We start from the raw sequence: 20,810 nt of genomic DNA on the forward strand, positions 1-20,810 counted from the left end.
GGTGACAGCCATATCGCCTCGATCTCGCGGCAGAGGAGGACGACCATGACACGTACGGGACAGGCCTTCTGGTTCAAATCCGCCGGAATCGGTGAGATCCGGGCGGCGGAGGTGCCTGCGCCGGGACCGGACGAAGTGCTGGTCAGGACCCTGTTTTCCGGCATGAGCCGCGGCACGGAAAGTCTCGTGCTGCGCGGCGGCGTGCCCGAGAGCCAGCGCGAGGTGATGCGCGCGCCGTTCCAGGAGGGCGACTTCCCGTTCCCGGTGAAGTACGGCTACCTGAACGTCGGGCGCGTCGAGGCCGGGCCGGATGAGCTGCTGGGGCGGACGGTGTTCAGCCTGTTCCCGCACCAGACCGAGTTCGTCGTGCCGGCCTCGGCGGTCACGGTGGTGCCGGACGACGTGCCGGCCGTCAGGGCGATCCTCGCGGGCACCGTGGAGACGGCCGTGAACGCGCTGTGGGACGCCGCGCCGCTGGTCGGCGACCGGATCGCGGTGGTGGGGGCCGGGATGGTCGGCAGCAGCGTCGCCGGGCTGCTCTCCCGCTTCCCGGGCGTGGACGTCCAGCTGGTGGACACCGATCCGGCCCGGGAGAAGGTCGCGGCGGCGTTCGGCATCCGCTACGTGCGGCCGGAGGACGCCGAGGGCGACCTCGACCTCGTGGTGCACGCCAGCGCGACCGACGCGGGGCTCGCGCGGTCGCTGGAGCTGCTGGGCCGTGAGGCGACGGTGGTGGACCTGAGCTGGTACGGCGACCGGCGCGTGAGCGTGCCGCTGGGCGAGAACTTCCATTCGCGGCGGCTGACGATCCGCAGCAGCCAGGTGGGCACGGTCTCCCCCGCCCGCTCCGCGCGGCGCACCTACGGTGACCGCATGACCACGGCGCTGCGGCTGCTGGCCGACCCGGCGTTCGACGCGCTCGTGACCGGCGAGACCGCGTTCGGGGACCTGCCGGACCTGATCTCCCGCCTCGCCGGCGGGGACCTGCCGGGGCTCGCGCACCGGATCGTCTATCCGTGATTTCTCGTGATTCCTAAGGAGACAACCTTGTTCAGCGTCACCGTCCGCGACCACATCATGGTCGCCCACAGCTTCCGCGGCGAGGTGTTCGGCCCGGCGCAGAAGCTGCACGGCGCCACGTTCGTCGTCGACGCCACGTTCCGCCGCACCGACCTCGACGCCGACAACATCGTGGTCGACATCGGCCTCGCGACGCAGAAGCTGGGCTCGGTGCTGGCCGACCTCAACTACCGCAACCTCGACGACGACCCGGCCTTCGAGGGCATCAACACGTCCACGGAGTACCTGGCGAAGGTGATCGCCGACCGGCTGGCCGACGCCGTGCGCGCCGGGGAGCTCGGCGAGGGTGCGCACGGGCTGTCGGGGATTTCGGTGACACTGCACGAGTCGCACGTCGCTTCGGCCGGGTACGAGCGTTCGCTTTGACCGAGGTGGATCCGTCCGGCTACGCGCCGGAGTGGTTGCGACTTCGGGAAGGTGCGGACTCCGTCGCGCGCGCGGCGTCCCTTGTGGACTCCCTCGCGCCGGCCACGCCGGTCGTGGTCCGTGATCTCGGCTGTGGCACCGGTTCCATGAGCCGCTGGCTCACGGGCCGGTTGCCGCGGCCGCAGCGGTGGATCCTGCACGACCAGGATCCGGGCCTCGTGCGGCTGGCTGTCGCGGCTGTCGAGAACGCGACAGGCGAAGTTCGTGATGTCACACGGCTGACGGCGGCAGACCTTTCGGGAACCTCGCTGGTGACGGCGTCGGCGTTGCTGGACCTGTTCACGGCCGAGGAGATCCGACGGCTGGTCGACGCTTGCGCAGGGGCGCGGGTGCCGGCCTTGCTGACGTTGTCGGTGGTCGGGCGGGTCGCGCTCACCCCGGCGGACCCGCGTGACGAGGCGGTGGCGGCGGCGTTCAACGCCCACCAGCGCCGGGAGGGCCGGCTGGGGCCGGAGGCGGTGGCGTTCGCGGCGGCCGAGTTCGCCGAGCGCGGGTTCACGGTGCATCGGGTGCCGACGCCGTGGCGGCTGGGCGCCGGGGACACGGCGTTGATCGAGACGTGGTTCTCCGGCTGGGTTTCCGCGGCGGCGGAGGAGAATCCGACGTTGGACCTGTCGGGGTATCGGCGGACGCTCGAGTCGGTGGTGGTGGAGCACGAGGACTTGCTGGCTCTGCCTTGGCCGCCGTGACCGACTCGGCTCCCTCGGCCGTTCAGCCGCCTTGGCTGTCGGCTTCGCGGCGGGCCTTGGCTCGCCGTTTGCCCTCGTGCATCGCGGCGACGCGGGCGATCGGGATGGTGTGGCCTTCGGCGACGAGGTCGTCCGGAAGTGCCTGCGGCGCGGGCATCTCCGTGGCCCACGGGTCGGTGTCGCCGAGAAGCCCGAGTGCCGTGTGGACGGTGAAGTCGCGCGGGGTCACGTCGTCGGCCGCCGACCACGGGATCGGGAACGACACGGTGAGGCCGGGCCGCACGCGCGGGCTGTAGGCGGCGACCACGGTCGCGCCACCGGCGCGGGTGGAGTCGAGGAACACCTTGCCGTGGCGGTCTTCGCGGATGAACGCGGTGGTCGCCAGCTCCGGGTCCAGGCGTTCGGCGCGGGCGGCGATCGCGCGGGTCGCCGCGGCGACGTCCTCGTGGGCCAGCCCGGGTTCGAGAGGCACGAAGACGTGGACACCCTTGGAGCCGCTGGTTTTCAACGCGCCGGCGAGCCCGGCGTCGACAAGGGCTTGGCGGACCAGGCGCGCCCCGGCCACCGCGACGCCGAACGGCGCGCCCTCGGGCGGGTCGAGGTCCATGATCAGGTGGGTCGGCCCCTGGGTGTGGTCGAAAAGCGTCAACGTGGGGTGGTATTCGATCGCGCGCTGGTTGCCGAACCACAGGAGAGTGGGGCGGTCGTTGCACAACGCGTAGGAAACTTCCCGCTTCGAACTCTCGGCCCACAGCTTCACGCGCGGCACGAACCCGGGCGTGTACTTCGGCAGGTTCTTCTGCATGAACGCGTCCTGCCCGCGCAGCACGCGCACCACCGACAACGGCCGGTCGTGCAGCACCGGCAGCAGCCGCTCCGAGACGCCGTCGAGGTAGTCGAGCAGGTCGCGTTTGGTCGCGCCGGCGTCGGCGAACAGCGGCTGGTCGAGATTGGTCAGTTTGACACCCTCGCGTACGTCGTCGCTGCTCATCGGCCTACCTTCGCCCACCGCGCGGGCGCCGGTCAACCGCTTCACACGAGCGGACGGCCTTCGCGGCGGCGCTTGCGGAGGTCGCGCAGGTACGCGTTGTAGGGGAACTGCTGCACGCTGCGCGGGAGGCGTCGCACGACGTGTCCGATCGCGCGCGTGAGACGTTCGAAATTTCGCTGATCTTGTTCGGTCCACGACAGCCGCATGTGCTCACGGAAACACCCGGGCAGGAACCCGGTCGTCACGAACCGGTGGAACCGCCCGAACACCAGCGCGAACGGCCACGGCAGGAGCCGCAGGTCGACGAGGTCCCCGAGGTACGCACGGGTGCGGTCGTCGATGACGACGCGGTCGAGCCCGTCGGCCCAGTACTTCGCGAACGCCTCGCGGTTCTCGGGCCACATCTGCGGCCGCACCTGCAGCGTCGTGCCGAGGCCCACCGCCTCGGCGTACAGCTCCTCGGGCGCGGCCCCGCCGAAGAACGCCACGTGGACGTCCTCGAGTCCCTTGTAGAGGCACGCGGCGACCCACAGCTGCAGCTCCGGATCGAAGGCGTTGTATGCGACAGGGCTGTCCTTTGTAGATCGAACCTGCCGATGAGAACCGTTGACCGCCTTGCGGTACGCCTTGCGCTCCTCGTCCGTCCCCAAGGTCGCGACCGCCAGGTACGTCCCCGTGGTGCGCGCGCGTTTGACCGGGTGCCTGAACAGGTTCCCGCTCTCGACGCGGCTCTCCATCACCCCGTACCCGACCGCGGGCCGCCCGAGCTGCATGATCACGTTGGCGCTGCCGGCCATCAAGCCGATGCCGACCATCGCCTGCTTGAGCACGTCACCCATCGCGCCTCCTCGTGGATCAAGGAAACGCGACTGTTTACCTCAGGTCAAGAGACGTCGCCGGCCTTGACTTTGCCAGCTGTTTCAGTAAAGACTGAAATTACTAGCAAGGGGGTACGAATGATCAGCACCGCGACACTCACCGGCGTCGAAGAGACCGCGTTCATCACCCTCCACGCCCGCGCCCTCGACGCCGCGGCCGAGCAGCCGATCCTGGCAGACCCGTACGCGAAAGCGCTGGTCGACGAGATCGACTACGACTTCCGCCGGCTCGGGCCGACGCCGAAGCTGGACCTGAAGGAGCGGCTGAGCGTCGGGATCCGGGCGGTGATCTTCGACGGCTGGGTCCAGGAGTTCCTGGACCGCAACGCGGACGGCGTGGTGCTCGATCTCGGGTGCGGGGTGGACAGCCGGGCGCTACGAGTGCGGCGGCCGGCGGGCGTGGACTGGTACGACGTGGACCTGCCGGCCGTCATCGAGCTGCGGCGGCGGTGCTACCCGGACACCGCGGGCGTCCACCCGGTCGCCGGTGAGCTCGCCGAGGGCGGCTGGCTCGCGGACGTACCGCGCGACCGGCCGATGATCGCGGTGATGGACGGGCTGTACCCGTTCATGACGCCTTCGTCGTTCCCGCGGCTACTCAACCGGCTGACCGGCCATTTCGACCGCGGCGAGCTGATCGTCCTGGGCTACTCGCGGTTCTCGTCGCGCATGATGCCGCGGGTCCTGCCGGCGGTGAAGACGCTGGGGATCGCGATCAACGAGGGCTTCGACGACCCGCGCGAGGTCGAGCGGTGGGCGCCCGCGTTGCGCTTCACCGAGCAGCGGCGGCTCATCGATTCGCCCGACGTCGCCAAGATGCCGCCCGGCTTCCGCTTCCGCTGCCGGGTGATGCGACGGATCCCGTGGCTCGCGCGGATGGACAAGGGCGTGCTGCGCTACACGTTCGGCCCGGCCGGCGTGACACAGTGAGCGCATGAGCGACGACGCGGCGCTGGCCTGGGTGGAGCGCGTGGCGACCTTCTGCGTGGACGAGTGGGGGCTGCCCCCGATCACCGGGCGCGTGCTGGGGTGGCTGATGATCTGCGACCCGCCGGAGCAGTCGGCCGGCGCGATCGCCGAGACGATCGGCGCGAGCCGCGCGTCGCTGACGTCCAACATGCGCTACCTGACGGCGATCGAGCTCATCCGTCGCGTCCGCAAACCCGGCGACCGCACCACCTACTTCCGCATCGAGGACGACGCGTGGCGCAAAGTGGTGCACCGCAAGCTCGCCGGACTGTCCACTTTCACCACCATCGCCCGCGACGGCCTCGACCTCACCGGCGACGGGCCCCGCTCCGAACGCATCCGCGCGGCCGACGCGTCGATGTCGTGGCTGCAGAAGCTCGCGACGCAGGACCCGCCGCCCGCGCTGTGACGGGGTGATCTCCACCGCACTCGGCCGGGGAGGTCGCGACCACGCGGTTCACACTGATCTAACGTGACGCCCCGAGCCGCCACTGAGGGCGGCCCGCTCCCGGCGACGGGTCGGGCGGCGCCCCGCAGTGGCCGCCAGGCCGGAGAAGCCGGGGCGAACCCCAGGCGCGTCGGTGACGCGTCCGAGCGAGTCAGGGCGTGTTGCGTGCCGAAGGTGTTCCGGATGGCCCGGCCGGCGTGGTTGTCGCCGAAGGTGGCGCGGGTCGAGGTGCTCGGCGGGCTCGTCGTGGCACTCGCGCTGATCCCCGAGGCGATCTCGTTCTCGATCATCGCCGGCGTCGACCCGCGGGTGGGGCTGTGCGCGTCGTTCACGATGGCCGTGGTGATCTCGATCGTGGGCGGGCGCCCGGCGATGATCTCGGCCGCCACGGGGGCGATCGCGCTGGTCGTGGCGCCGCTGGCGCGTGAGCACGGGTTCGGCTACCTCGTCGCGACGGTGATCCTCGGCGGTCTGATCCAGATCGTGCTCGGCGCGCTCGGCGTGGCCAAGCTGATGCGGTTCGTGCCGCGCAGCGTGATGGTCGGGTTCGTCAACGCGCTGGCGATCCTCATCTTCCTGGCGCAGCTGCCGTCGCTGATCGACGTGCCGTGGCCGGTCTACCCGCTCTTCGCCGGCGGCCTGCTGCTCATGGTCTTCCTGCCCAAGCTGACCAAGGTGGTGCCGGCGCCGCTCATCTCGATCGTCGTCCTCACCGCGCTCACGATCGGCGCCGGCATCACCGTGCCGACCGTCGGCGACAAGGGCGCGCTACCGTCCTCGCTGCCCGTGCCCGGGGTGCCCGACGTGCCGTTCACGATGAGCACCCTCACCCTGCTCGCGCCGTACGCGATCGCGTTCGCGCTGGTCGGGCTGATGGAGTCGATGATGACGGCCCAGCTCGTCGACGACATCACCGACACCCCGTCGAGCAAGACCCGCGAGGCGATCGGCCAGGGCATCGCCAACGTCGTCACCGGCGTCTTCGGCGGCATGGGCGGCTGCGCGATGATCGGCCAGACCATGATCAACGTCAGGACCGCCGGCTCCCGCACGCGCCTGTCGACGTTCCTGGCCGGCACGTTCCTGATGATCCTTTGCATCGTCTTCGGCCCGCTCGTCTCGCGCATCCCCATGGCCGCGCTGGTGGCCGTGATGGTGCTCGTCGCGTTCGGCACGTTCGACTGGCACAGCATCGCCCCCGCCACGCTCAAGCGAATGCCCGCCGGCGAGATCGCGGTCATGGTGATCACCGTCGCCGTCGTGGTGGCCACCAGCAACCTCGCGATCGGCGTGGTCGTCGGCACGATCACCGCGATGGTGATCTTCGCCCGTCGCGTCGCGCACCTGCTAGACGTGACCGCCGCCGTCGACCCGGACGGTAACCAGGTCGTCTACGCGGTGACCGGCGAGCTGTTCTTCGCCTCCAGCAACGACCTCGTCTCCCGCTTCGACTACGCCGGCGACCCCGCCCACGTCGTCCTCGACCTCACCGACGCCCACATCTGGGACGCCTCCACCGTCGCCGCGCTCGACGCCATCACCACGAAGTACGCCGCACGCGGCAAAACGGTCGAGATCGTCGGCCTCAACTCCCCGAGCGCCCGCATCCACGGGCGGCTCACCGGGGAGCTCACGGCGCGCTAGAGGACCGAGCGCGCGAACTCGATCAACGTGCGCGCGGCGGGACCGCTCGGACCTTCGGCGCGCCACGCCAGCGCCAGCTGGCCACGCAGCCGCGGCCGCAGCTGCAGCGTGTGCAGCTCGGTGGCGTAGTACCGCGCGAGGGATTCCGGCACGATCGCCACGCCGAGGCCCCGCATGGCCAGCTGCGCCAACACGTTCGGGTCGCTGGCCTCGATCGTCACGCGCGGGTGCACGCCCGCCGTCGCGAAGCCGCGGTCGAGGACGCCGCGCACGCCCGTGCCCTTCGGCAGGCAGATCAGGCCGAGGCCGGCCAGATCGGCGAAAGCGACTTCGTCGCGCGAGGCCAGCGGATCACCGGGCGCGGTGACGGCGACGACGGCCTCGTCGAGCACGACCTGCGCGGAGAGGCCCGCGGGCACGCCGTCGGCGAGGCCGATCACGGCGACGTCGAGGCGGCCTTCGCGCAGCGCCTCGACCATCACGTCGGAGTTGGCCTCGCCCAGGGTGATCTCGACACCCGGGTAACGCTCGGCGAAGCCGGCGAGGAAATCGGGCAGCGCGACCGGTCCCGCCGACGTCACGATCCCCATCGCCACCTGCCCGCGGATGAGGCCTTCGTGCTCGGCAACGGTCTCGCGCACGGCGGCCACCGCGGCGAGCGCGGCGCGGGCGTGCGGCAACGCGGCGGCGCCGACGTCGGTGAGCCGGACCGCGCGTCCCGAGCGGTCGAACAACGGCTGCCCCAGCTCGCGTTCCAGGCGCCGGATCTGCGCGCTGACGCCGGGCTGCGCGACGTGCATCCGGGCCGCAGCGCGCGTGAAGTTGGCTTCCTCGGCGACGGCCACGAAGTACTCGAGCTGGTGCAGTTCCATAAGCACTGATTCTAGCTTCGGGAAGCACTATCTCTTGGACTTCTCGAAGGTGGCTGGTCAGGCTGGAGTCATGCACACCTTCACCCCTGGCCATGACGGCTACCGCGAGGAAATCGCCGGCTTCCAGACCGGCATCCCGTCGACACCGAAGCTGGTCGTCGCCGCCAGGACGGCCGACGACGTCGCCGAGGCCGTGCGCCACGCCGCGGCCCACGACCTGCCCGTGGCGGTGCAGGCGACCGGCCACGGCCTGCGCGCCCCGGCCGACGGGGTCCTGATCTCGACGAAACGCATGCAGGGGGTCGAAATCGACCCCGTCAACGCGGTCGCCCGGGTCGAGGCCGGCACCACCTGGGGCAAGGTGCTCGAAGCCGCCGCGGAGCACGGACTCGCGCCGCTCAGCGGTTCGGCGCCCGGCGTCGGCGTGGTCGGCTACACGCTCGGCGGCGGCTTCAGCCTGCTCGGGCGCCGCTACGGCCTCGCCGCCGGCCGAGTGCGCTCCGCCGACGTCGTGACCGCCGACGGCACGATCGAACGCACCACCGACCTCGGCGACGGCGTGATCACCGCACTGGAGTTCGGCCTCGTCCCCGTGACCAGCCTGTACGGCGGCGGTCTCCACTTCGACACCCCCCGGCTGCCCGACGTCCTGCACACCTGGCGCGACTGGACCGCCGACCTCCCCGACACGGTCACCACGTCACTCGCCCTGATCCCCTACCCGGACCTGCCGATGGTGCCGGAACCGTTGCGCGGCAAGCACATCGCCCACGTCCGGGTCGCCCACCTCGGCGACGACGGCCCGCGGCTCGTCGCACCCCTGCGCGCGCTGGGACCGCTCGTGGACACGCTCGAGACCATGCCGTTCACCGAGTCCGGCTCCATCGCCGCCGAGCCGCCGCACCCCCACGCGTACCTCGGCGACAACCGCGTGGTCGCGCAGCTGCCCGACACCACGATCGACGCGATCCTGGAGCACGCCGGACCCGGCGCGCCCGTGCCGACGGTTCTGATCATCGACCTCCTCGGCGGCGCCTACGCCCGGTCGAACGCCCCGGACTTCACGCCCGCATCGCGCTACACGATCCGCGCCCTGTCCGTTTTGGACGAATCCGGGCCGGACCCCGTGCGCGCGGCCCACGACAAACTGTTCGTCCCACTCACCGCCACCGGCCGGTTGCGCAGTTTCGTGTACGGCCAGCCGCTCTCCTAAGTCGATCTTAAGTTTTCACCGGAGCTCTCGACGCCCGCCGCACGCCGAGTAGATTCTGCGCCAGGCCAGTCGAATTCTGGGGGCTGGCACTACTGGGAAGGTTCACCGCGAATGGGTATTCAGGATTCTTCGCGCCGTTTTTCCCGGCTGGGCGCGGTCGTCGCGGCGGCCGCGGTCGCCGGGGGCGTGCTGCTCACCGGCGCCACGGCCGAGGCGGCACCGCAGTCGCCCAACGCGTGCTCGGGCGCCCACCAGGCGGGCGGCGCGCCGCAGGTCTGGAGCAAGGCGTCGCACTCGGGCTGCAGCGTGTTCGGCTCGCCGGGCCGCAAGCAGGGCTACAGCTTCACCGTGACGAACAACCAGACCGCCTGCGTGCAGGGCTGGGGATTCGACTCGGCGCACCCGAAGGGCGGCTGGTTCGACATCGGCTGCGGCGTTTCCGGGCACATGACCGTGCCGTGGGGAAATGTGCTCGGCGAACCGCAGGTGCGCGTGAAGAGCGTTTCCCTGCTGCCGACACTGCTCGACTGGTACAACTGATTCTCTGAAACCGCGGCCGGCGAAGTCATTTCCCCGATGAATTCGCCGGCCGTTCCTTTTCGCTTCTCGCCCCGGCGGTTGCCCGTTCTCCCCTCAGTCCGCAGGCGCGCCAACACCTGACGAAAACTGAGCGTTTTGTGCGGTTTCGGGGCACTTGACCCGGCTTCGGGGGGCCGTCTGCCCTCAACCGTCGGCCGCCTGCCAGAACTTGCTTCGCAAGTGTTCACGCGGTGTTGGTGTCCGCTGGATTGGATCAACGGTCGACACCACCCCCGCGTGAGGAGTTTTGCCTTGTCCGCCGACCCCACCACCCCCACCCCCGAGCCCGACTCCGGCACCACCCGCCGCCGGTTCCTGCAGGGCGCGGGCGTCGCCGCCGGAGCACTGATGTTCGGCGGGCTCGCCGACGCGGGCACCGCGGATGCCGCCACCCTGGGCGGCAACGGCCTGCCGCGAGGGTTCAGGGGCGACATGTCCGACCTGAAACACGTCGTGATCCTTATGCAGGAGAACCGTTCGCTCGACCACTACTTCGGCACGTTCCCCGGCGTGCGTGGCTTCAACGACAAGCAGGCGCTGAAGTTCCAGGACGGCACCAGCGTCTTCCAGCAGAAGGACAAGACCGGCGCCATCGTGACGCCGAAGGTCGACGACGGCATGTGGGGCAACGACCACGGTGCCTGGGGCGACGTCGCGCACCGCAGCTGGGACCAGTGGGTGCAGCACAACGGCGCCAGCTGCATGAACTACCACAGCGACGGCTACATGAGCTTCTACCACTCGGTGGCCGCCCAGTACACGATCGCCGACCAGAACTTCTGCTCCGAGTTCGGCCCGACCGACCCGAACCGCAAGTACCTGTGGAGCGGCTCGTCCAACACCGAGACCGGCAACACCGACGAGTCGAACTACAGCCGCCCGTGGATCACCGTGCCCGAGCAGCTGCAGGAAGCCGGCATCGACTGGCGTCTCTACTCCGACAACAGCGGCAACGGCCGCCAGGGCTACCTCAGCTCGTGGATCGGCGACTACGGCGACAACGAGCTCAAGTACTTCAAGGGTTTCGAACCCAACGGCCTGAGCCCGCTGGACCCGAAGCTGCAGCCCGGCACCGGCCTGATCTGGCGCGGCAACGCCACCTACTACGCCGGCAAGACCACGCCGGACGACGACTCCGACGCCAACCTGCAGGCCGTCCTCAAGGACTTCCGTGACGCCTGCCAGCCGGGTGCCGAGCACCCGCTGCCTGCCGTTTCGTGGATCGTCGCGCCCTACGGCTGGTCCGAGCACCCGGACGCCGACACGCTGCACGGCGAGCGCTACACCAAGGCCGTGCTCGACATCCTGCAGAGCAACCCGGACATCTGGAACCACACGCTCTTCATCCTCAACTACGACGAGAACGACGGGAAGTTCGACCACGTGCTCCCGCCGTGGCCCGAGGCCGGCACCGCGGGCGAGTACACCGGCTCGTACCCGCTCGGCTTCGGCCCGCGCGTGCCGATGCTGCTCGTGTCGCCGTGGTCGCGCGGTGGTTACGTCGCTTCGGAGGTCTTCGACCACACGTCGACGATCAAGTTCCTGGAGAAGTGGGCGGCGCACCTCGGCAAGCCGTTCACCTGCCCCAACATCAGCGACTGGCGCCGCTCGATCGCCGGGGACCTGACGAGCGCGCTCGACTTCGCCCACCCGCAGACCGGGCCGGCGACGTTCGCGGACCCGACAGCCGAACAGCCGGTGAAGGTGGCGGCCGGCCACATGAAGCCGCGGCCGCTGAACTTCCACCCGCACGCCACGGTCACGCAGGACCACAAGGGCCACGTCACGGCGAAGATGACGCTGGCCGGCGGCGACAAGGGCAAGGCCGTGAGCTTCCAGGTCTTCCCGGACAAGCTCAAGCCGTTCACCAGCACGCCGTTCACGGTCACCGAGCGCAAGTCGCAGTCCTACACCTGGGACACCTCCGCCACCGGCGGCGAGTACGCGTTCTCGATCTACTCGAACGACGGTTTCGTGCGTTCGTTCGCGGGCAAGGTCACCTCGTCCGGGCACGACCCGCGCGTGGACGCCGACCTGCTGCAGCCGACGCTGCTGGTGCGTGAGCAGCACGTGCGCTTCACGCTGCACAACGACAACCTGCTCAAGCCGATGCACTACAAGCTGACCGCGAACGACTTCAGCGGCGGGACCAAGACCGTCACGGTGCTCGGCCCGCTGCCGGCGATCGTGAACTGGCCGACCGAGAACGGCTACTACGACGTGGTCATCACGGTCGAGGGCGACTCGACGTGGCAGCAGCGCTACGCCGGCCGGATCGGCGAGGACTGCTAGTTCGGGTGTTCACGCAGGCGGCCGGTGGATCCTGCTCGGGTCCGCCGGCCGCTTTCCGTCAGCGCTTGTTCCGGCGGACCCGGTCGAGCCAGGAGAAGTCGCTGCTCTGGTAGCGGGCGAGCTCGGCGGCGTGGAAATCGCGGCGCGTCTCCTTGAGCGCGTCCCAGCCGTCCTCGGCGGCGCGGCGGCCGCGTCGGCGCGTCCGGATGTCGAGCCCCGCGGCGATGCCGATCACCACGAGCACCGCCCCGACCAGGATCACCAGCAGCGTCACAGCCCCCACCACCCAGAGTAATCGCAGGTCACGGGCGTGGGCCCGCCGCGCGGGTACCCGTGATCGTCCACCTATACTCCCACCGCAGCCAGGCGATGGGGGTCGATTTCTTGCGAACGATGAGCCATGACGAGTACCTCGGCATGCGCAGGTTCCCCGGGCTCGACGGTCTGCGCGCCATCGCGGCGACGATCGTCGTGTTCTTCCACTTCGCCGGGCCGAAGTTCGTGTGGCCGTCGGGCTGGGTGGGCGTCTACATCTTCTTCGTGCTGTCCGGCTTCCTGATCACGACGCTGCTGCTGCGCGAGCAGGACCGCACCGGGCGCATCTCGCTGAGCGGGTTCTACGTGCGGCGCGTGTTCCGGATCCTGCCGCCGTACCTGGTGATCCTCGGCGGGATCATCGCGTTCGTGCTGCTGCGCGGCGAGTTCCTCGCGCGCGACTTCCCGCACGCGCTGAAGTACTACCTGACGTTCCTCAACGAGTTCTTCCCCGGCTCGCACGGCAATGGCTCCGACAACTTCTTCTCCGGCTCGTGGACGCTGGGCATCGAGGAGAAGTTCTACCTGGTGTGGCCGTTCCTGCTGGTCGCGATCGGCGTCGGCGCCGCGCGGCGCAAGCTCGCGCTGGTGCTCGCCGCGATGGCCGTGCTGCTGGCGCTCGTGCCGCTGACCACGGGCGGCTGGCTGCTCGACTTCTCGCCGACGGCCATCTACCGGTCGAGCATCCACTACGCCATCCTGCTCGGCGGCTGCCTGCTCGCGATCCTGCTGCACTACCGCCGCAGCTTCGCCGTGCTGCGGCCGTTCACGCACCCGCTGGCCGCGATCCCGATCGTGGGTGGGTTCCTCGTGCTGCACGCGAACCTCGACCCGCTCTGGCGCGAAACGCGGCAGAACCTGCTGGTGCTGCTCGCGTACGCGGTGGTCACCATGCTCTTGCTGATCGTGCTGCTGTCACCGGGCCCCGCGCGCTGGCTGCTCTCGACGGCGCCGATGCGGTTCGTCGGCGAGCGGTCGTATTCGCTGTACCTGCTGCAGGGCCCGGTGCACTTCGTGGTGGTGCAGGCCGTGCCGGCGCTGGGCCACACCCGGCTGATCACGGCCGTGACGGTATTCCTGGTCGACCTCGCGATCGCCGACCTGATCCACCGCTGGGTGGAACAGCCGATGATCGCGACCGGCAAGCGGCTGCTCACGCGCCGGCAGGCCCGCAAAGCCGCACGGGCCACGGTTCCTGCCGACGCGCCGCCGGTGCCGGCTCGTGTTTGAGCGGTCTGCCGCGGGCGCTCAGCGCTCCAGCACGAAGACCGGGATCAGGCGCGTGGTCTTCTTCTCGTAGTCGGCGAAGCCCGGCATGTGCTTGACCATGCCGGCGTAGAGGCGGTCGCGCTCGGCGCGGTCCTCGACCAGCTTGGCGGTGGCGTCGAACTTCTCGGTGCCGATCTCCAGCGTGACCTTCGGGTTGGCCACGAGGTTGTGGTACCAATCCGGGTTGGTGTCCGCGCCGCCCTTGGACGCGGCGATGACGTAACGGCCCTCGCCATCTGTGGTGTAGACCAGCGGCACGACGCGCTGCGTGCCGCTCTTCGCGCCGGTGTGGGTCACCAGGATCATGCTCGCGCCCTCGAACATCCCGCCGACCTTGCCCTCGTTGGCGCGGAACTCTTCGATGATCTGGTCGTTCCAGTCAGACACAGTGGTGTCCCTCCAGTTTGTTTTGCGACCAAACTTACTTTGTTTACAAAACTGATGTCAACGCGAGGTATCCTCTTGCGCGACAAGGTGTTTCGCGTGGTTCTGGTCGAAGGAGCGGGATGACCACCGGGCCGAGCCTCGAGGACGGCGTGCGCGAGCTGCTGCTGCTCATGCCCCGCCTGGCCGGCCGCGGCAAGCGCACCCCGGTGCCACCTGAGCTCGCGGACCTGTCCCTGGCGCCGCGCCACCTGTGCCTGTTGTCCATCTTGCTGTTCGACGGTCCCCTGACCGTCACCGAGCTCGCCGGCCGCCTCGAGATCGCCCCCACCACCGCCAGCCTCATGATCGGCGACCTCTCGCGCCAGGGCGTGCTCGTCCGCGCCGAAGACCCCGCCGACCGCCGCCGCACGATCGTCAGCATCAGCCCCGCGCAGCGCGCCGCCGTCGACGCCTGGCTGGCACCGGGGGCGCGGGCTTGGGAACGGGCGTTGGCGCCGTTGTCGCCCGCCGAGAGGGCGTTGGTGATCGATACCTTGAAGGCGTATTCGCTTTCACTGGAGTTCACGGACGGGTGCTGCTGAGGGCTCCTTCCGCGAGAGCCTTGGCGTGGGCTTCTCCCGGGCAGGCGTGGGGGCCGGCCCCGAAGGGGAAGCCCTTGAGCTCGACGGTGACTTCGGCACCGTCGACCCAGCGGCGCGTACTGGGGACGGGCGGGTATTGCGTGCCGTTGATCAGGCTCTCGGTGGCTGCGGCCTGGACCAGCAGACCGACCTTGGCGGCCGTTCGCTCATCGGGTTGCCCCACTGCTTCGACCAGCCGCCGGCAAGCTTCATCGGCCTCGGCGCTCTGGGGGAAGTGCGGCTGGTAGGCCCGGGCCACTTTGCCGACGTCTCCGGGGTCGACCTCGAACCCGAGCACCTGCGCGAGCGTCGCGACCGGTCCTTGGCGGGGCTTCTCGGCAGCCACTTCACGCAGTGATTCGGGGTCTGCCTTGGCGAGTTCCTCGACGACCAGCTTTCGCCGCCTGGCGTGGTCCTCGCCGCTGCTGAACCTGGCCACCATCGCCCGCAGCCAGGCCACGTTCACCTCGACCGGCGGCACGGGTGCGTTGGTGAGGAGCTCTCGGGAATCCATGCCTGGGACGGTAGGGCCGGGAAGCCTCGGCGCCGGCCGAAGTGTGGTGGTCGCGGGCGCTGGCCGACACAACCCCCACAGCCACTCCCCTCAGAACGACAACCACTCCGCCTGCGGCCCCTCACACCGATGCGGCCGTGGCGCGTCGTGCTGGTACCACCAGGCCTCGCTCACCCGGCCGTTCGGCAGCGTGTACCGCGGCGGCCCCGCGGCCCGCCGCATGCCGGCCGCCTCCAGGGACCGGCCGCTGGCCACGTTCCCCACCTCGGCCCCCGCCCGGACGCGTGGCAGGCCGAGGTGCGAGTGCGCCAGCACCAGGCCCGCCGTGAAGAGGTCGCCGCCCAGGCCGCGGCCCCGGTAGGCCGGCGCGAGGTAGCCGCCGGTCTCCGGGCCGCCGTTCTCGCCGGCGTGCACGCTGACCAGGCCGGCGCACCGGTTCTCCCGCAGATCGATGGCCACGATGTCGACGGACTGCGGATCCGGATAGGTCCAAGCCGGTCCGGTGCCGGGCGTCACGCGGAGGGCTTCGGACCGCATCGGTTCCGCGATGACCGAGTCGGCCAGCCAGCCGAGCCACCGCTGGGCGGCCGGGTCGCTGCCGGAGGCCACGGCGGCGGCGTATTCCCAGGCGGTGGGGGTGCGGAAGAGGAACCGGCCGAGTGCGAACGCGTGGCCCCTGCGGTCGCAGGTGCGTTTCGCCATGAGCCGGCCTCGGCGGGTCAACCGGCCGAACAGCGGTGCTTCACCCAGGTTCACCATCGCGGGCCAAATGGTACCCGCAGTCACAGCTCGCGGTTGTTATGGTGACCAGGTGACGGCCGTACCGGAGTCAACCGAGCTCGACGCCGGGCGTGCCGCCCAGCCTCGGCAGCTGATCGTGTCCGTATACGGCTTCTACCACCGCATCGAGGGTGGCTGGTTGTCCGTGGCGTCGCTCATCGACCTGCTCGCGGCGCTCGGCGTCGACGAGCCGGCGGTGCGCTCGTCGATCTCGCGCCTCAAGCGCCGCAGCATCCTCGACGCCGTGCGGCGCGACGGGACCGCGGGCTACGAGCTGTCGGAGACCGCGCTGGCGATCCTGCGCGAAGGCGACGACCGCATCTTCCGCCGCGACCGCGCGACACTGGCCGACGGCTGGCTGCTCGCCGTGTTCTCCGTGCCCGAGACCGAGCGGCACAAGCGCCACGTCCTGCGCACGCAGCTGGCGCGCCTCGGGTTCGGCACGGCGTCGTCCGGCGTGTGGATCGCGCCCGCGCACCTGCACCAGGTCACGGCCGAGGCGCTGACCCGGCTGGGCCTCGCGAGCTACGCCGACCTGTTCCGCGCCGAACACCTGGCGTTCGGAAACGCACAGGACAAGGTGCGCGAGTGGTGGGACCTCGACCAGCTCGACGAGCTGTACACGGCGTTCCTCGACGAGCACGCCCCCGTGCTCGACCGCTGGAAGCGCCGCCGCACCGTGCCCGGCGACGAGGCGTTCGCCGACTACGTGCGCGTGCTCACCGGGTGGCGCCGCATGCCCTACCTCGACCCGGGGCTGCCCGCGGAGCTGCTGCCCGCCGACTGGTCCGGCATCCGCGCGGCCGAGGTGTTCTTCGCGCTCCACGAACGCCTCGAAGCCCCGGCCCGCGAGTACCTGCTGCAGGTCCTCAGCGGCTGAGCACCGCGAATCCCTGCACCTCCACCAGCGCCTCGACGTCCCACAGCCGGCTCACGCCGATGCCCGCCATCGCCGGGTACTCGGTGCCGGCGAGGCGCTTCCACACCTTGCCGATCTCGCGCGCGTGGGCCTTGTAGTCGTCCACGTCGACGATGTAGACGGTCACGCTGCACAGGTCCGCCGGCTCGCCGCCGGCCGCGCGCAGAGCCGTGAGCAGGTTGCCCAGCGCCTGCGCGAACTGCTCGACCACCCCGTCGCCGACGATCTTGCCCTCGGCGTCGAGTGCGGTCTGTCCGGCAAGGAACACGAGCTGTCCGGTCGCGGACACGGCGTGGGAAAAACCGGACGGGCGGCCCAGCTCGGGCGGGTTGATGCGCTCCATGTCGCGGAAGCCTAGCTCATGTATCGCATTCTTGACGATCGTAGGCCAGACGACATATCCTTGCTCTCGTGCGGATATCGGTTCTCGGCGGCGGCCCGGCGGGCCTGTACTTCGCCGCCCTCGCGAAGCAGCTCGGGCCCGGCCACGAGATCACGGTGTGGGAACGCAACGCGCCGGACGACACCTTCGGGTTCGGCGTGGTGTTCTCCGACGAGACGCTCGGCGGCATCGAGCACGCCGACGCCCAGGTCCACGAGGCCATGGGCCGCGAGTTCGCGCGCTGGGACGACATCGACGTGCACTACCGCGGCGAGGTCCACACGTCCGGCGGCCACGGCTTCGCCGCGATGAGCCGCAAGCGCCTGCTCGCGATCCTGCAGGAACGCTGCCGTGAGCTGGGCGTCGACCTGCGCTTCCGCACCGAGGCCCCCGACCCGGAGCAGCTCTCGCGCGACTACGACCTCGTGATCGCCTCCGACGGCGTCAACTCGGGTGTGCGCCGGCGCTTCGCCGACTCGTTCCGCCCGTCGGTCGAGACGCGCCGCTGCCGCTACATCTGGCTCGGCACCGACCTCGTCTTCGACGCCTTCAAGTTCCACGTGCTCGAGACGCCCCACGGGATCATGCAGATCCACGGCTACCCCTACGGCCGCGACGGCAGCACGTTCATCCTCGAACTGCACGAGGACGTGTGGCAGCAGGCGTTCGCGCCCATCGCCGCCACCGACCTCGGGCCGGGCGAGAACGACGAGAAGTCCATCGAGCTGATCCGCGAGCTGTGCGCCGACGTCCTCGGCGACCACCACGTGCTGGCCAACAACTCGAAGTGGAACACCTTCGGCACCGTCCGCTGCGAAAGCTGGGTGCACGACAACGTGGTGCTGCTCGGCGACGCCGCCCACACCGCCCACTTCTCCATCGGCTCCGGCACGAAGCTGGCGATGGAAGACGCCCTGGCGCTGGTCGCGTGCCTGCACGAGCAGGACACCGTGCCCGAGGCGCTGGCGGCGTACGAGGCCGAGCGCAAGCCGGTCGTCGAATCGACGCAGCGTGCGGCGCAGGCGAGCCTGGAGTGGTTCGAGAACCTCGCGCAGTACACCCACCAGGAGCCGGAGCAGTTCGCGTTCAACCTGCTCACGCGCAGCCGCCGCGTCACCTACGACAACCTCAAGCTGCGCGACCCGGAGTTCGCCACGGAGCTCGACGAGTGGTTCGCCCGCTCGCTGGGCACGGCCCCCGCGCCGCCGATGTTCCAGCCCGTGAAGATCGGCGAGCTCCAGCTGCCCAACCGCGTGATCGTGTCGCCGATGGACATGTACGTGGCCGTCGACGGCGTGCCCGGCGAGTTCCACCTCGTGCACCTGGGCGGCAAGGCGCTCGGCGGCGCCGGGCTGGTGATGACGGAGATGATCTGCGTGTCGCCCGAGGCGCGGATCACGCCGGGCTGCCCCGGGCTGTACAACGACGAGCAGGAGCGGGCCTGGAAGCGCATCGTCGACTTCGTGCACGGCGGCACGCCGGCGAAGATCGGCCTGCAGCTGGGCCATTCCGGGCGCAAGGGCTCGACGAAGCTCATGTGGGAAGGCATGGACGACCCGCTGCCGGAGGGCAACTGGGAGGTCTGCGGGCCGTCGCCGCTGCCGTACCGGCCCGACAGCCAGACGCCGCGTGAGCTCGGCGTCGAGGAGCTGGCGGAGATCCGCGAGCAGTTCGTGGCTTCGGCGCGCTCTGCGGCTCGCGCCGGGTTCGACCTGCTGGAGCTGCACTGCGCGCACGGCTACCTGCTGTCGTCGTTCATCTCGCCGCTCACGAACCGGCGGACGGACGAGTACGGCGGCTCGCTGGAGGACCGGCTGCGGTACCCGCTCGAAGTGTTCGACGCCGTGCGCGAGGTGTGGCCGGCCGAGCGGCCGATGACGGTCCGCATCTCGGCCAGCGACTGGTACGACGGCGGGATCGAGGCCGACGAGGCCGTCGCCATCGCGACGGCGTTCGCCGAGCACGGGGCCGCCGCGGTCGACGTGTCGACCGGGCAGGTCGTGAGCGAGGAGAAGCCGAAGTTCGGCCGCAGCTACCAGACTCCGTACGCCGACCGGATCCGCAACGAGGTGGGGCGCAAGTACGGCATCGCCGTGATCGCCGTCGGCGCGATCTCCTCGTACGACGACATGAACGCACTGATCCTCGCCGGCCGCGCCGACCTGTGCGCGCTGGGGCGGACACACCTCTACGATCCACAGTGGACTTTGCACGCGGCGGCGGAGCAGGACTACGTGATGCCGTGGCCGAAGCCGTGGGCAGCCGGGAAGCGCCGGCCGCAGACGGGCCGCACCGACGGGCCCGAGCCGCGGCTGGAACTCGTACGCACCGGCGGGCACCAGACCGCGCACGCCCGCTGGCGACCGGAAAGGGACTGATGAACGCCTTCGCACTGACGCCCGAACAGCAGGCTTTCACTGCTTCCGTTCGCACCGTTGCCGCGGAACAGCTGCGGCCGCTCGCCGAGGCGGGCGAGGAAGGCGCGGTGAACCGGCCGCTGCTCAAGGCCATGGGCTCGCACGGTCTGCTGGCGCGGCTGTTCCCCGGCGTCTCGGCGGGCCACCCGACGCGCCAGGCCGCGGCATTCGACCTGTGCTTGCTGCGTGAAGCGCTGGCGTCCGTGAACACCGAGGCCGAGACGGCGCTCGCGTTGCAGGGCCTGGGAAGTTACCCGGTCCTGCAGTCCGGAAAGGACGAACAGGTCGCGCGCTGGCTGCCGGCCGTGGCGGCGGGTGACGCGGTGGCGGCGTTCGCGCTGACCGAGCCCGACGCCGGTTCCGACGCGGCCGCGCTGCAGCTGGCGGCCGAGGCCGACGGCGACGGCTGGCGGCTCACGGGGCAGAAGATGTGGATCTCCAACGCTCCCGAGGCCGACTTCTACACGGTTTTCGCGCGCACGACGCCGGATGCCGGCTCGCGGGGCGTGAGCGCGTTCGTCGTGCCGGGCGACCGCGCGGGCCTGACCGGCGAGCACCTGGACCTGGTCAGCCCGCACCCGATCGGCACACTGGAGTTCGACGGCGTGCGCGTGCACCGCGACGAGCTGCTGGGCGAAGAGAACCGCGGGTTCGCCGTCGCGATGCGGACGCTGGACCTGTTCCGGCCGAGCGTCGGGGCGTTCGCGGTGGGGATGGCGCAGGCCGCGCTGGACGCGACCGTGGAATACACCGGTCAGCGCATGGCTTTCGGTGGGCCGCTGGCGAAGCAGCAGACCGTGGCGCACACCTTGGCGGAGATGGCAACGCGGACGGAGGCGGCGCGGCTTTTGGTCTACGCCGCGGCGTCGGCTTACGACGCGGGCGAGACCGGCCTGGCCGGCCGCGCGGCGATGGCGAAACTGTTCGCGACGGAGTCGGCGCAGTACGTCGTCGACTCGGCGGTGCAGCTGCACGGGGCCCGGGCGTTGCGGCGCGGGCACCTGCTGGAGCACTTGTACCGGGAGGTCCGGGCGCCGCGGATCTACGAAGGCGCCTCGGAGATCCAGCGGACGATCATCGCGCGGTCGCTGCGTTCCTGAAGTTTCCGCTCAGCGCGATACCGGCT

At 70.4% G+C, this 20,810-nt stretch carries 22 protein-coding genes; 14 read left to right on the forward strand and 8 right to left on the reverse strand.

Annotation, left to right across the window (positions count from 1 at the left end):
• Window positions 1–45: 45 nt before the first annotated feature.
• From AB0K15_RS14140 to AB0K15_RS14150, 3 genes are read left to right on the forward strand one after another with little or no spacing between them, the layout of a single operon-like run.
• On the forward strand, window positions 46–1,020 hold the full coding sequence (locus AB0K15_RS14140) for a zinc-binding alcohol dehydrogenase (RefSeq protein WP_364049350.1): 975 nt from the start codon (window positions 46–48) through the stop codon (window positions 1,018–1,020).
• A 27-nt stretch (window positions 1,021–1,047) separates the two neighbouring features.
• Window positions 1,048–1,446: a 6-carboxytetrahydropterin synthase gene (locus tag AB0K15_RS14145; RefSeq protein WP_364049352.1), complete on the forward strand. Its 399-nt coding sequence runs from the start codon at window positions 1,048–1,050 to the stop codon at window positions 1,444–1,446.
• A 5-nt stretch (window positions 1,447–1,451) separates the two neighbouring features.
• On the forward strand, window positions 1,452–2,195 hold the full coding sequence (locus AB0K15_RS14150; protein ID WP_364049938.1) for a class I SAM-dependent methyltransferase: 744 nt from the start codon (window positions 1,452–1,454) through the stop codon (window positions 2,193–2,195).
• 22 nt (window positions 2,196–2,217) lie between these two features.
• Here AB0K15_RS14150 and AB0K15_RS14155 read toward each other — a convergent pair whose 3' ends face one another.
• Together AB0K15_RS14155 and AB0K15_RS14160 are read right to left on the reverse strand one after the other, a co-directional pair.
• A complete protein-coding gene (locus AB0K15_RS14155) occupies window positions 2,218–3,186 on the reverse strand; it encodes an ATP-dependent DNA ligase (RefSeq protein WP_364049354.1) in 969 nt (322 codons plus the stop codon).
• A 41-nt stretch (window positions 3,187–3,227) separates the two neighbouring features.
• On the reverse strand, window positions 3,228–4,025 hold the full coding sequence (locus tag AB0K15_RS14160) for an oxygenase MpaB family protein (protein WP_364049356.1): 798 nt from the start codon (window positions 4,023–4,025) through the stop codon (window positions 3,228–3,230).
• A gap of 117 nt (window positions 4,026–4,142) precedes the next feature.
• Here AB0K15_RS14160 and AB0K15_RS14165 point away from each other — a divergent pair, with 117 nt between their 5' ends.
• The 3 genes from AB0K15_RS14165 to AB0K15_RS14175 all read left to right on the forward strand — a co-directional run bounded on the left by AB0K15_RS14165 (window position 4,143) and on the right by AB0K15_RS14175 (window position 7,125).
• Window positions 4,143–4,994, forward strand: coding sequence for a class I SAM-dependent methyltransferase (locus tag AB0K15_RS14165; RefSeq protein WP_364049358.1), 852 nt, complete (start codon window positions 4,143–4,145; stop codon window positions 4,992–4,994).
• A 4-nt stretch (window positions 4,995–4,998) separates the two neighbouring features.
• The gene (locus AB0K15_RS14170) at window positions 4,999–5,442 is read left to right on the forward strand and encodes a transcriptional regulator (protein WP_364049360.1); all 444 of its coding nucleotides are present in this window, start codon (window positions 4,999–5,001) and stop codon (window positions 5,440–5,442) included.
• Window positions 5,443–5,664: 222 nt separating this feature from the next.
• A complete protein-coding gene (locus tag AB0K15_RS14175; protein ID WP_364049362.1) occupies window positions 5,665–7,125 on the forward strand; it encodes a SulP family inorganic anion transporter in 1,461 nt (486 codons plus the stop codon).
• Here the strand turns inward: AB0K15_RS14175 and AB0K15_RS14180 are convergent.
• Window positions 7,122–7,997: a LysR family transcriptional regulator gene (locus tag AB0K15_RS14180; protein ID WP_364049364.1), complete on the reverse strand. Its 876-nt coding sequence runs from the start codon at window positions 7,995–7,997 to the stop codon at window positions 7,122–7,124. The genes AB0K15_RS14175 and AB0K15_RS14180 overlap by 4 nt on opposite strands.
• Window positions 7,998–8,067: 70 nt before the next feature.
• Here AB0K15_RS14180 and AB0K15_RS14185 point away from each other — a divergent pair, with 70 nt between their 5' ends.
• From AB0K15_RS14185 to AB0K15_RS14195, 3 genes are all read left to right on the forward strand, one after another.
• Window positions 8,068–9,210: an FAD-binding oxidoreductase gene (locus tag AB0K15_RS14185; protein ID WP_364049366.1), complete on the forward strand. Its 1,143-nt coding sequence runs from the start codon at window positions 8,068–8,070 to the stop codon at window positions 9,208–9,210.
• Window positions 9,211–9,321: 111 nt separating this feature from the next.
• Entirely contained in the window at window positions 9,322–9,750 is a 429-nt protein-coding gene (locus AB0K15_RS14190; protein ID WP_364049368.1) for a hypothetical protein, read from the forward strand.
• Window positions 9,751–10,041: 291 nt separating this feature from the next.
• Window positions 10,042–12,081, forward strand: a complete 2,040-nt coding sequence (locus AB0K15_RS14195; protein WP_364049370.1) for an alkaline phosphatase family protein — start codon at window positions 10,042–10,044, stop codon at window positions 12,079–12,081.
• A 58-nt stretch (window positions 12,082–12,139) separates the two neighbouring features.
• Here AB0K15_RS14195 and AB0K15_RS14200 read toward each other — a convergent pair whose 3' ends face one another.
• On the reverse strand, window positions 12,140–12,355 hold the full coding sequence (locus AB0K15_RS14200; protein WP_364049372.1) for a hypothetical protein: 216 nt from the start codon (window positions 12,353–12,355) through the stop codon (window positions 12,140–12,142).
• Window positions 12,356–12,474: 119 nt separating this feature from the next.
• On the opposite strand from AB0K15_RS14200, the gene AB0K15_RS14205 reads away from it, so the two are divergent.
• Complete coding sequence (locus AB0K15_RS14205) at window positions 12,475–13,626, forward strand: acyltransferase (RefSeq protein WP_364049374.1); 1,152 nt, start codon at window positions 12,475–12,477, stop codon at window positions 13,624–13,626.
• 18 nt (window positions 13,627–13,644) lie between these two features.
• Here the strand turns inward: AB0K15_RS14205 and AB0K15_RS14210 are convergent, their stop codons facing one another.
• Window positions 13,645–14,052, reverse strand: coding sequence for a nitroreductase family deazaflavin-dependent oxidoreductase (locus AB0K15_RS14210; RefSeq protein WP_364049376.1), 408 nt, complete (start codon window positions 14,050–14,052; stop codon window positions 13,645–13,647).
• Between the two features lie 119 nt (window positions 14,053–14,171).
• Here AB0K15_RS14210 and AB0K15_RS14215 point away from each other — a divergent pair, with 119 nt between their 5' ends.
• A complete protein-coding gene (locus AB0K15_RS14215) occupies window positions 14,172–14,633 on the forward strand; it encodes a MarR family winged helix-turn-helix transcriptional regulator (RefSeq protein WP_364049378.1) in 462 nt (153 codons plus the stop codon).
• On the opposite strand, the gene AB0K15_RS14220 is transcribed toward AB0K15_RS14215, so the two are convergent.
• Window positions 14,614–15,186, reverse strand: a complete 573-nt coding sequence (locus AB0K15_RS14220; protein ID WP_364049380.1) for an oxidoreductase — start codon at window positions 15,184–15,186, stop codon at window positions 14,614–14,616. The genes AB0K15_RS14215 and AB0K15_RS14220 overlap by 20 nt on opposite strands.
• Window positions 15,187–15,276: 90 nt before the next feature.
• A complete protein-coding gene (locus tag AB0K15_RS14225) occupies window positions 15,277–15,945 on the reverse strand; it encodes a GNAT family N-acetyltransferase (protein ID WP_364049382.1) in 669 nt (222 codons plus the stop codon).
• 52 nt (window positions 15,946–15,997) lie between these two features.
• On the opposite strand from AB0K15_RS14225, the gene AB0K15_RS14230 reads away from it, so the two are divergent.
• A complete protein-coding gene (locus tag AB0K15_RS14230) occupies window positions 15,998–16,846 on the forward strand; it encodes a PaaX family transcriptional regulator C-terminal domain-containing protein (RefSeq protein WP_364049384.1) in 849 nt (282 codons plus the stop codon).
• Here the strand turns inward: AB0K15_RS14230 and AB0K15_RS14235 are convergent.
• The gene (locus AB0K15_RS14235; protein WP_364049386.1) at window positions 16,836–17,228 is read right to left on the reverse strand and encodes a RidA family protein; all 393 of its coding nucleotides are present in this window, start codon (window positions 17,226–17,228) and stop codon (window positions 16,836–16,838) included. The genes AB0K15_RS14230 and AB0K15_RS14235 overlap by 11 nt on opposite strands.
• A gap of 68 nt (window positions 17,229–17,296) precedes the next feature.
• On the opposite strand from AB0K15_RS14235, the gene AB0K15_RS14240 reads away from it, so the two are divergent.
• Together AB0K15_RS14240 and AB0K15_RS14245 are read left to right on the forward strand one after the other, a co-directional pair.
• Window positions 17,297–19,645 carry a bifunctional salicylyl-CoA 5-hydroxylase/oxidoreductase gene (locus AB0K15_RS14240; RefSeq protein ID WP_364049388.1) on the forward strand — a complete coding sequence of 783 codons (2,349 nt, stop codon included), beginning with the start codon at window positions 17,297–17,299 and terminating at the stop codon, window positions 19,643–19,645.
• Window positions 19,645–20,784 (forward strand): acyl-CoA dehydrogenase family protein, encoded by a 1,140-nt coding sequence (locus AB0K15_RS14245; RefSeq protein ID WP_364049390.1) that lies wholly within the window; start codon window positions 19,645–19,647, stop codon window positions 20,782–20,784. Before AB0K15_RS14240 ends, AB0K15_RS14245 begins: the two co-directional genes overlap by 1 nt.
• Window positions 20,785–20,810: the final 26 nt, after the last annotated feature.

The sequence above is a fragment of the Amycolatopsis sp. NPDC049253 genome (assembly GCF_040678995.1).
GTDB lineage: Bacteria > Actinomycetota > Actinomycetes > Mycobacteriales > Pseudonocardiaceae > Amycolatopsis.

Bases quoted from the DNA above. Each gene is read 5' to 3' on its own strand.
- AB0K15_RS14140 (WP_364049350.1), top strand. From the start codon at position 46: ATGACACGTACGGGACAGGCCTTCTGGTTCAAATCCGCCGGAATCGGT.
- AB0K15_RS14155 (WP_364049354.1), bottom strand. From the start codon at position 3,186: ATGAGCAGCGACGACGTACGCGAGGGTGTCAAACTGACCAATCTCGAC.
- AB0K15_RS14160 (WP_364049356.1), bottom strand. From the start codon at position 4,025: ATGGGTGACGTGCTCAAGCAGGCGATGGTCGGCATCGGCTTGATGGCC.
- AB0K15_RS14165 (WP_364049358.1), top strand. From the start codon at position 4,143: ATGATCAGCACCGCGACACTCACCGGCGTCGAAGAGACCGCGTTCATC.
- AB0K15_RS14170 (WP_364049360.1), top strand. From the start codon at position 4,999: ATGAGCGACGACGCGGCGCTGGCCTGGGTGGAGCGCGTGGCGACCTTC.
- AB0K15_RS14175 (WP_364049362.1), top strand. From the start codon at position 5,665: ATGGCCCGGCCGGCGTGGTTGTCGCCGAAGGTGGCGCGGGTCGAGGTG.
- AB0K15_RS14180 (WP_364049364.1), bottom strand. From the start codon at position 7,997: ATGGAACTGCACCAGCTCGAGTACTTCGTGGCCGTCGCCGAGGAAGCC.
- AB0K15_RS14185 (WP_364049366.1), top strand. From the start codon at position 8,068: ATGCACACCTTCACCCCTGGCCATGACGGCTACCGCGAGGAAATCGCC.
- AB0K15_RS14190 (WP_364049368.1), top strand. From the start codon at position 9,322: ATGGGTATTCAGGATTCTTCGCGCCGTTTTTCCCGGCTGGGCGCGGTC.
- AB0K15_RS14205 (WP_364049374.1), top strand. From the start codon at position 12,475: ATGAGCCATGACGAGTACCTCGGCATGCGCAGGTTCCCCGGGCTCGAC.
- AB0K15_RS14215 (WP_364049378.1), top strand. From the start codon at position 14,172: ATGACCACCGGGCCGAGCCTCGAGGACGGCGTGCGCGAGCTGCTGCTG.
- AB0K15_RS14220 (WP_364049380.1), bottom strand. From the start codon at position 15,186: ATGGATTCCCGAGAGCTCCTCACCAACGCACCCGTGCCGCCGGTCGAG.
- AB0K15_RS14225 (WP_364049382.1), bottom strand. From the start codon at position 15,945: ATGGTGAACCTGGGTGAAGCACCGCTGTTCGGCCGGTTGACCCGCCGA.
- AB0K15_RS14235 (WP_364049386.1), bottom strand. From the start codon at position 17,228: ATGGAGCGCATCAACCCGCCCGAGCTGGGCCGCCCGTCCGGTTTTTCC.
- AB0K15_RS14245 (WP_364049390.1), top strand. From the start codon at position 19,645: ATGAACGCCTTCGCACTGACGCCCGAACAGCAGGCTTTCACTGCTTCC.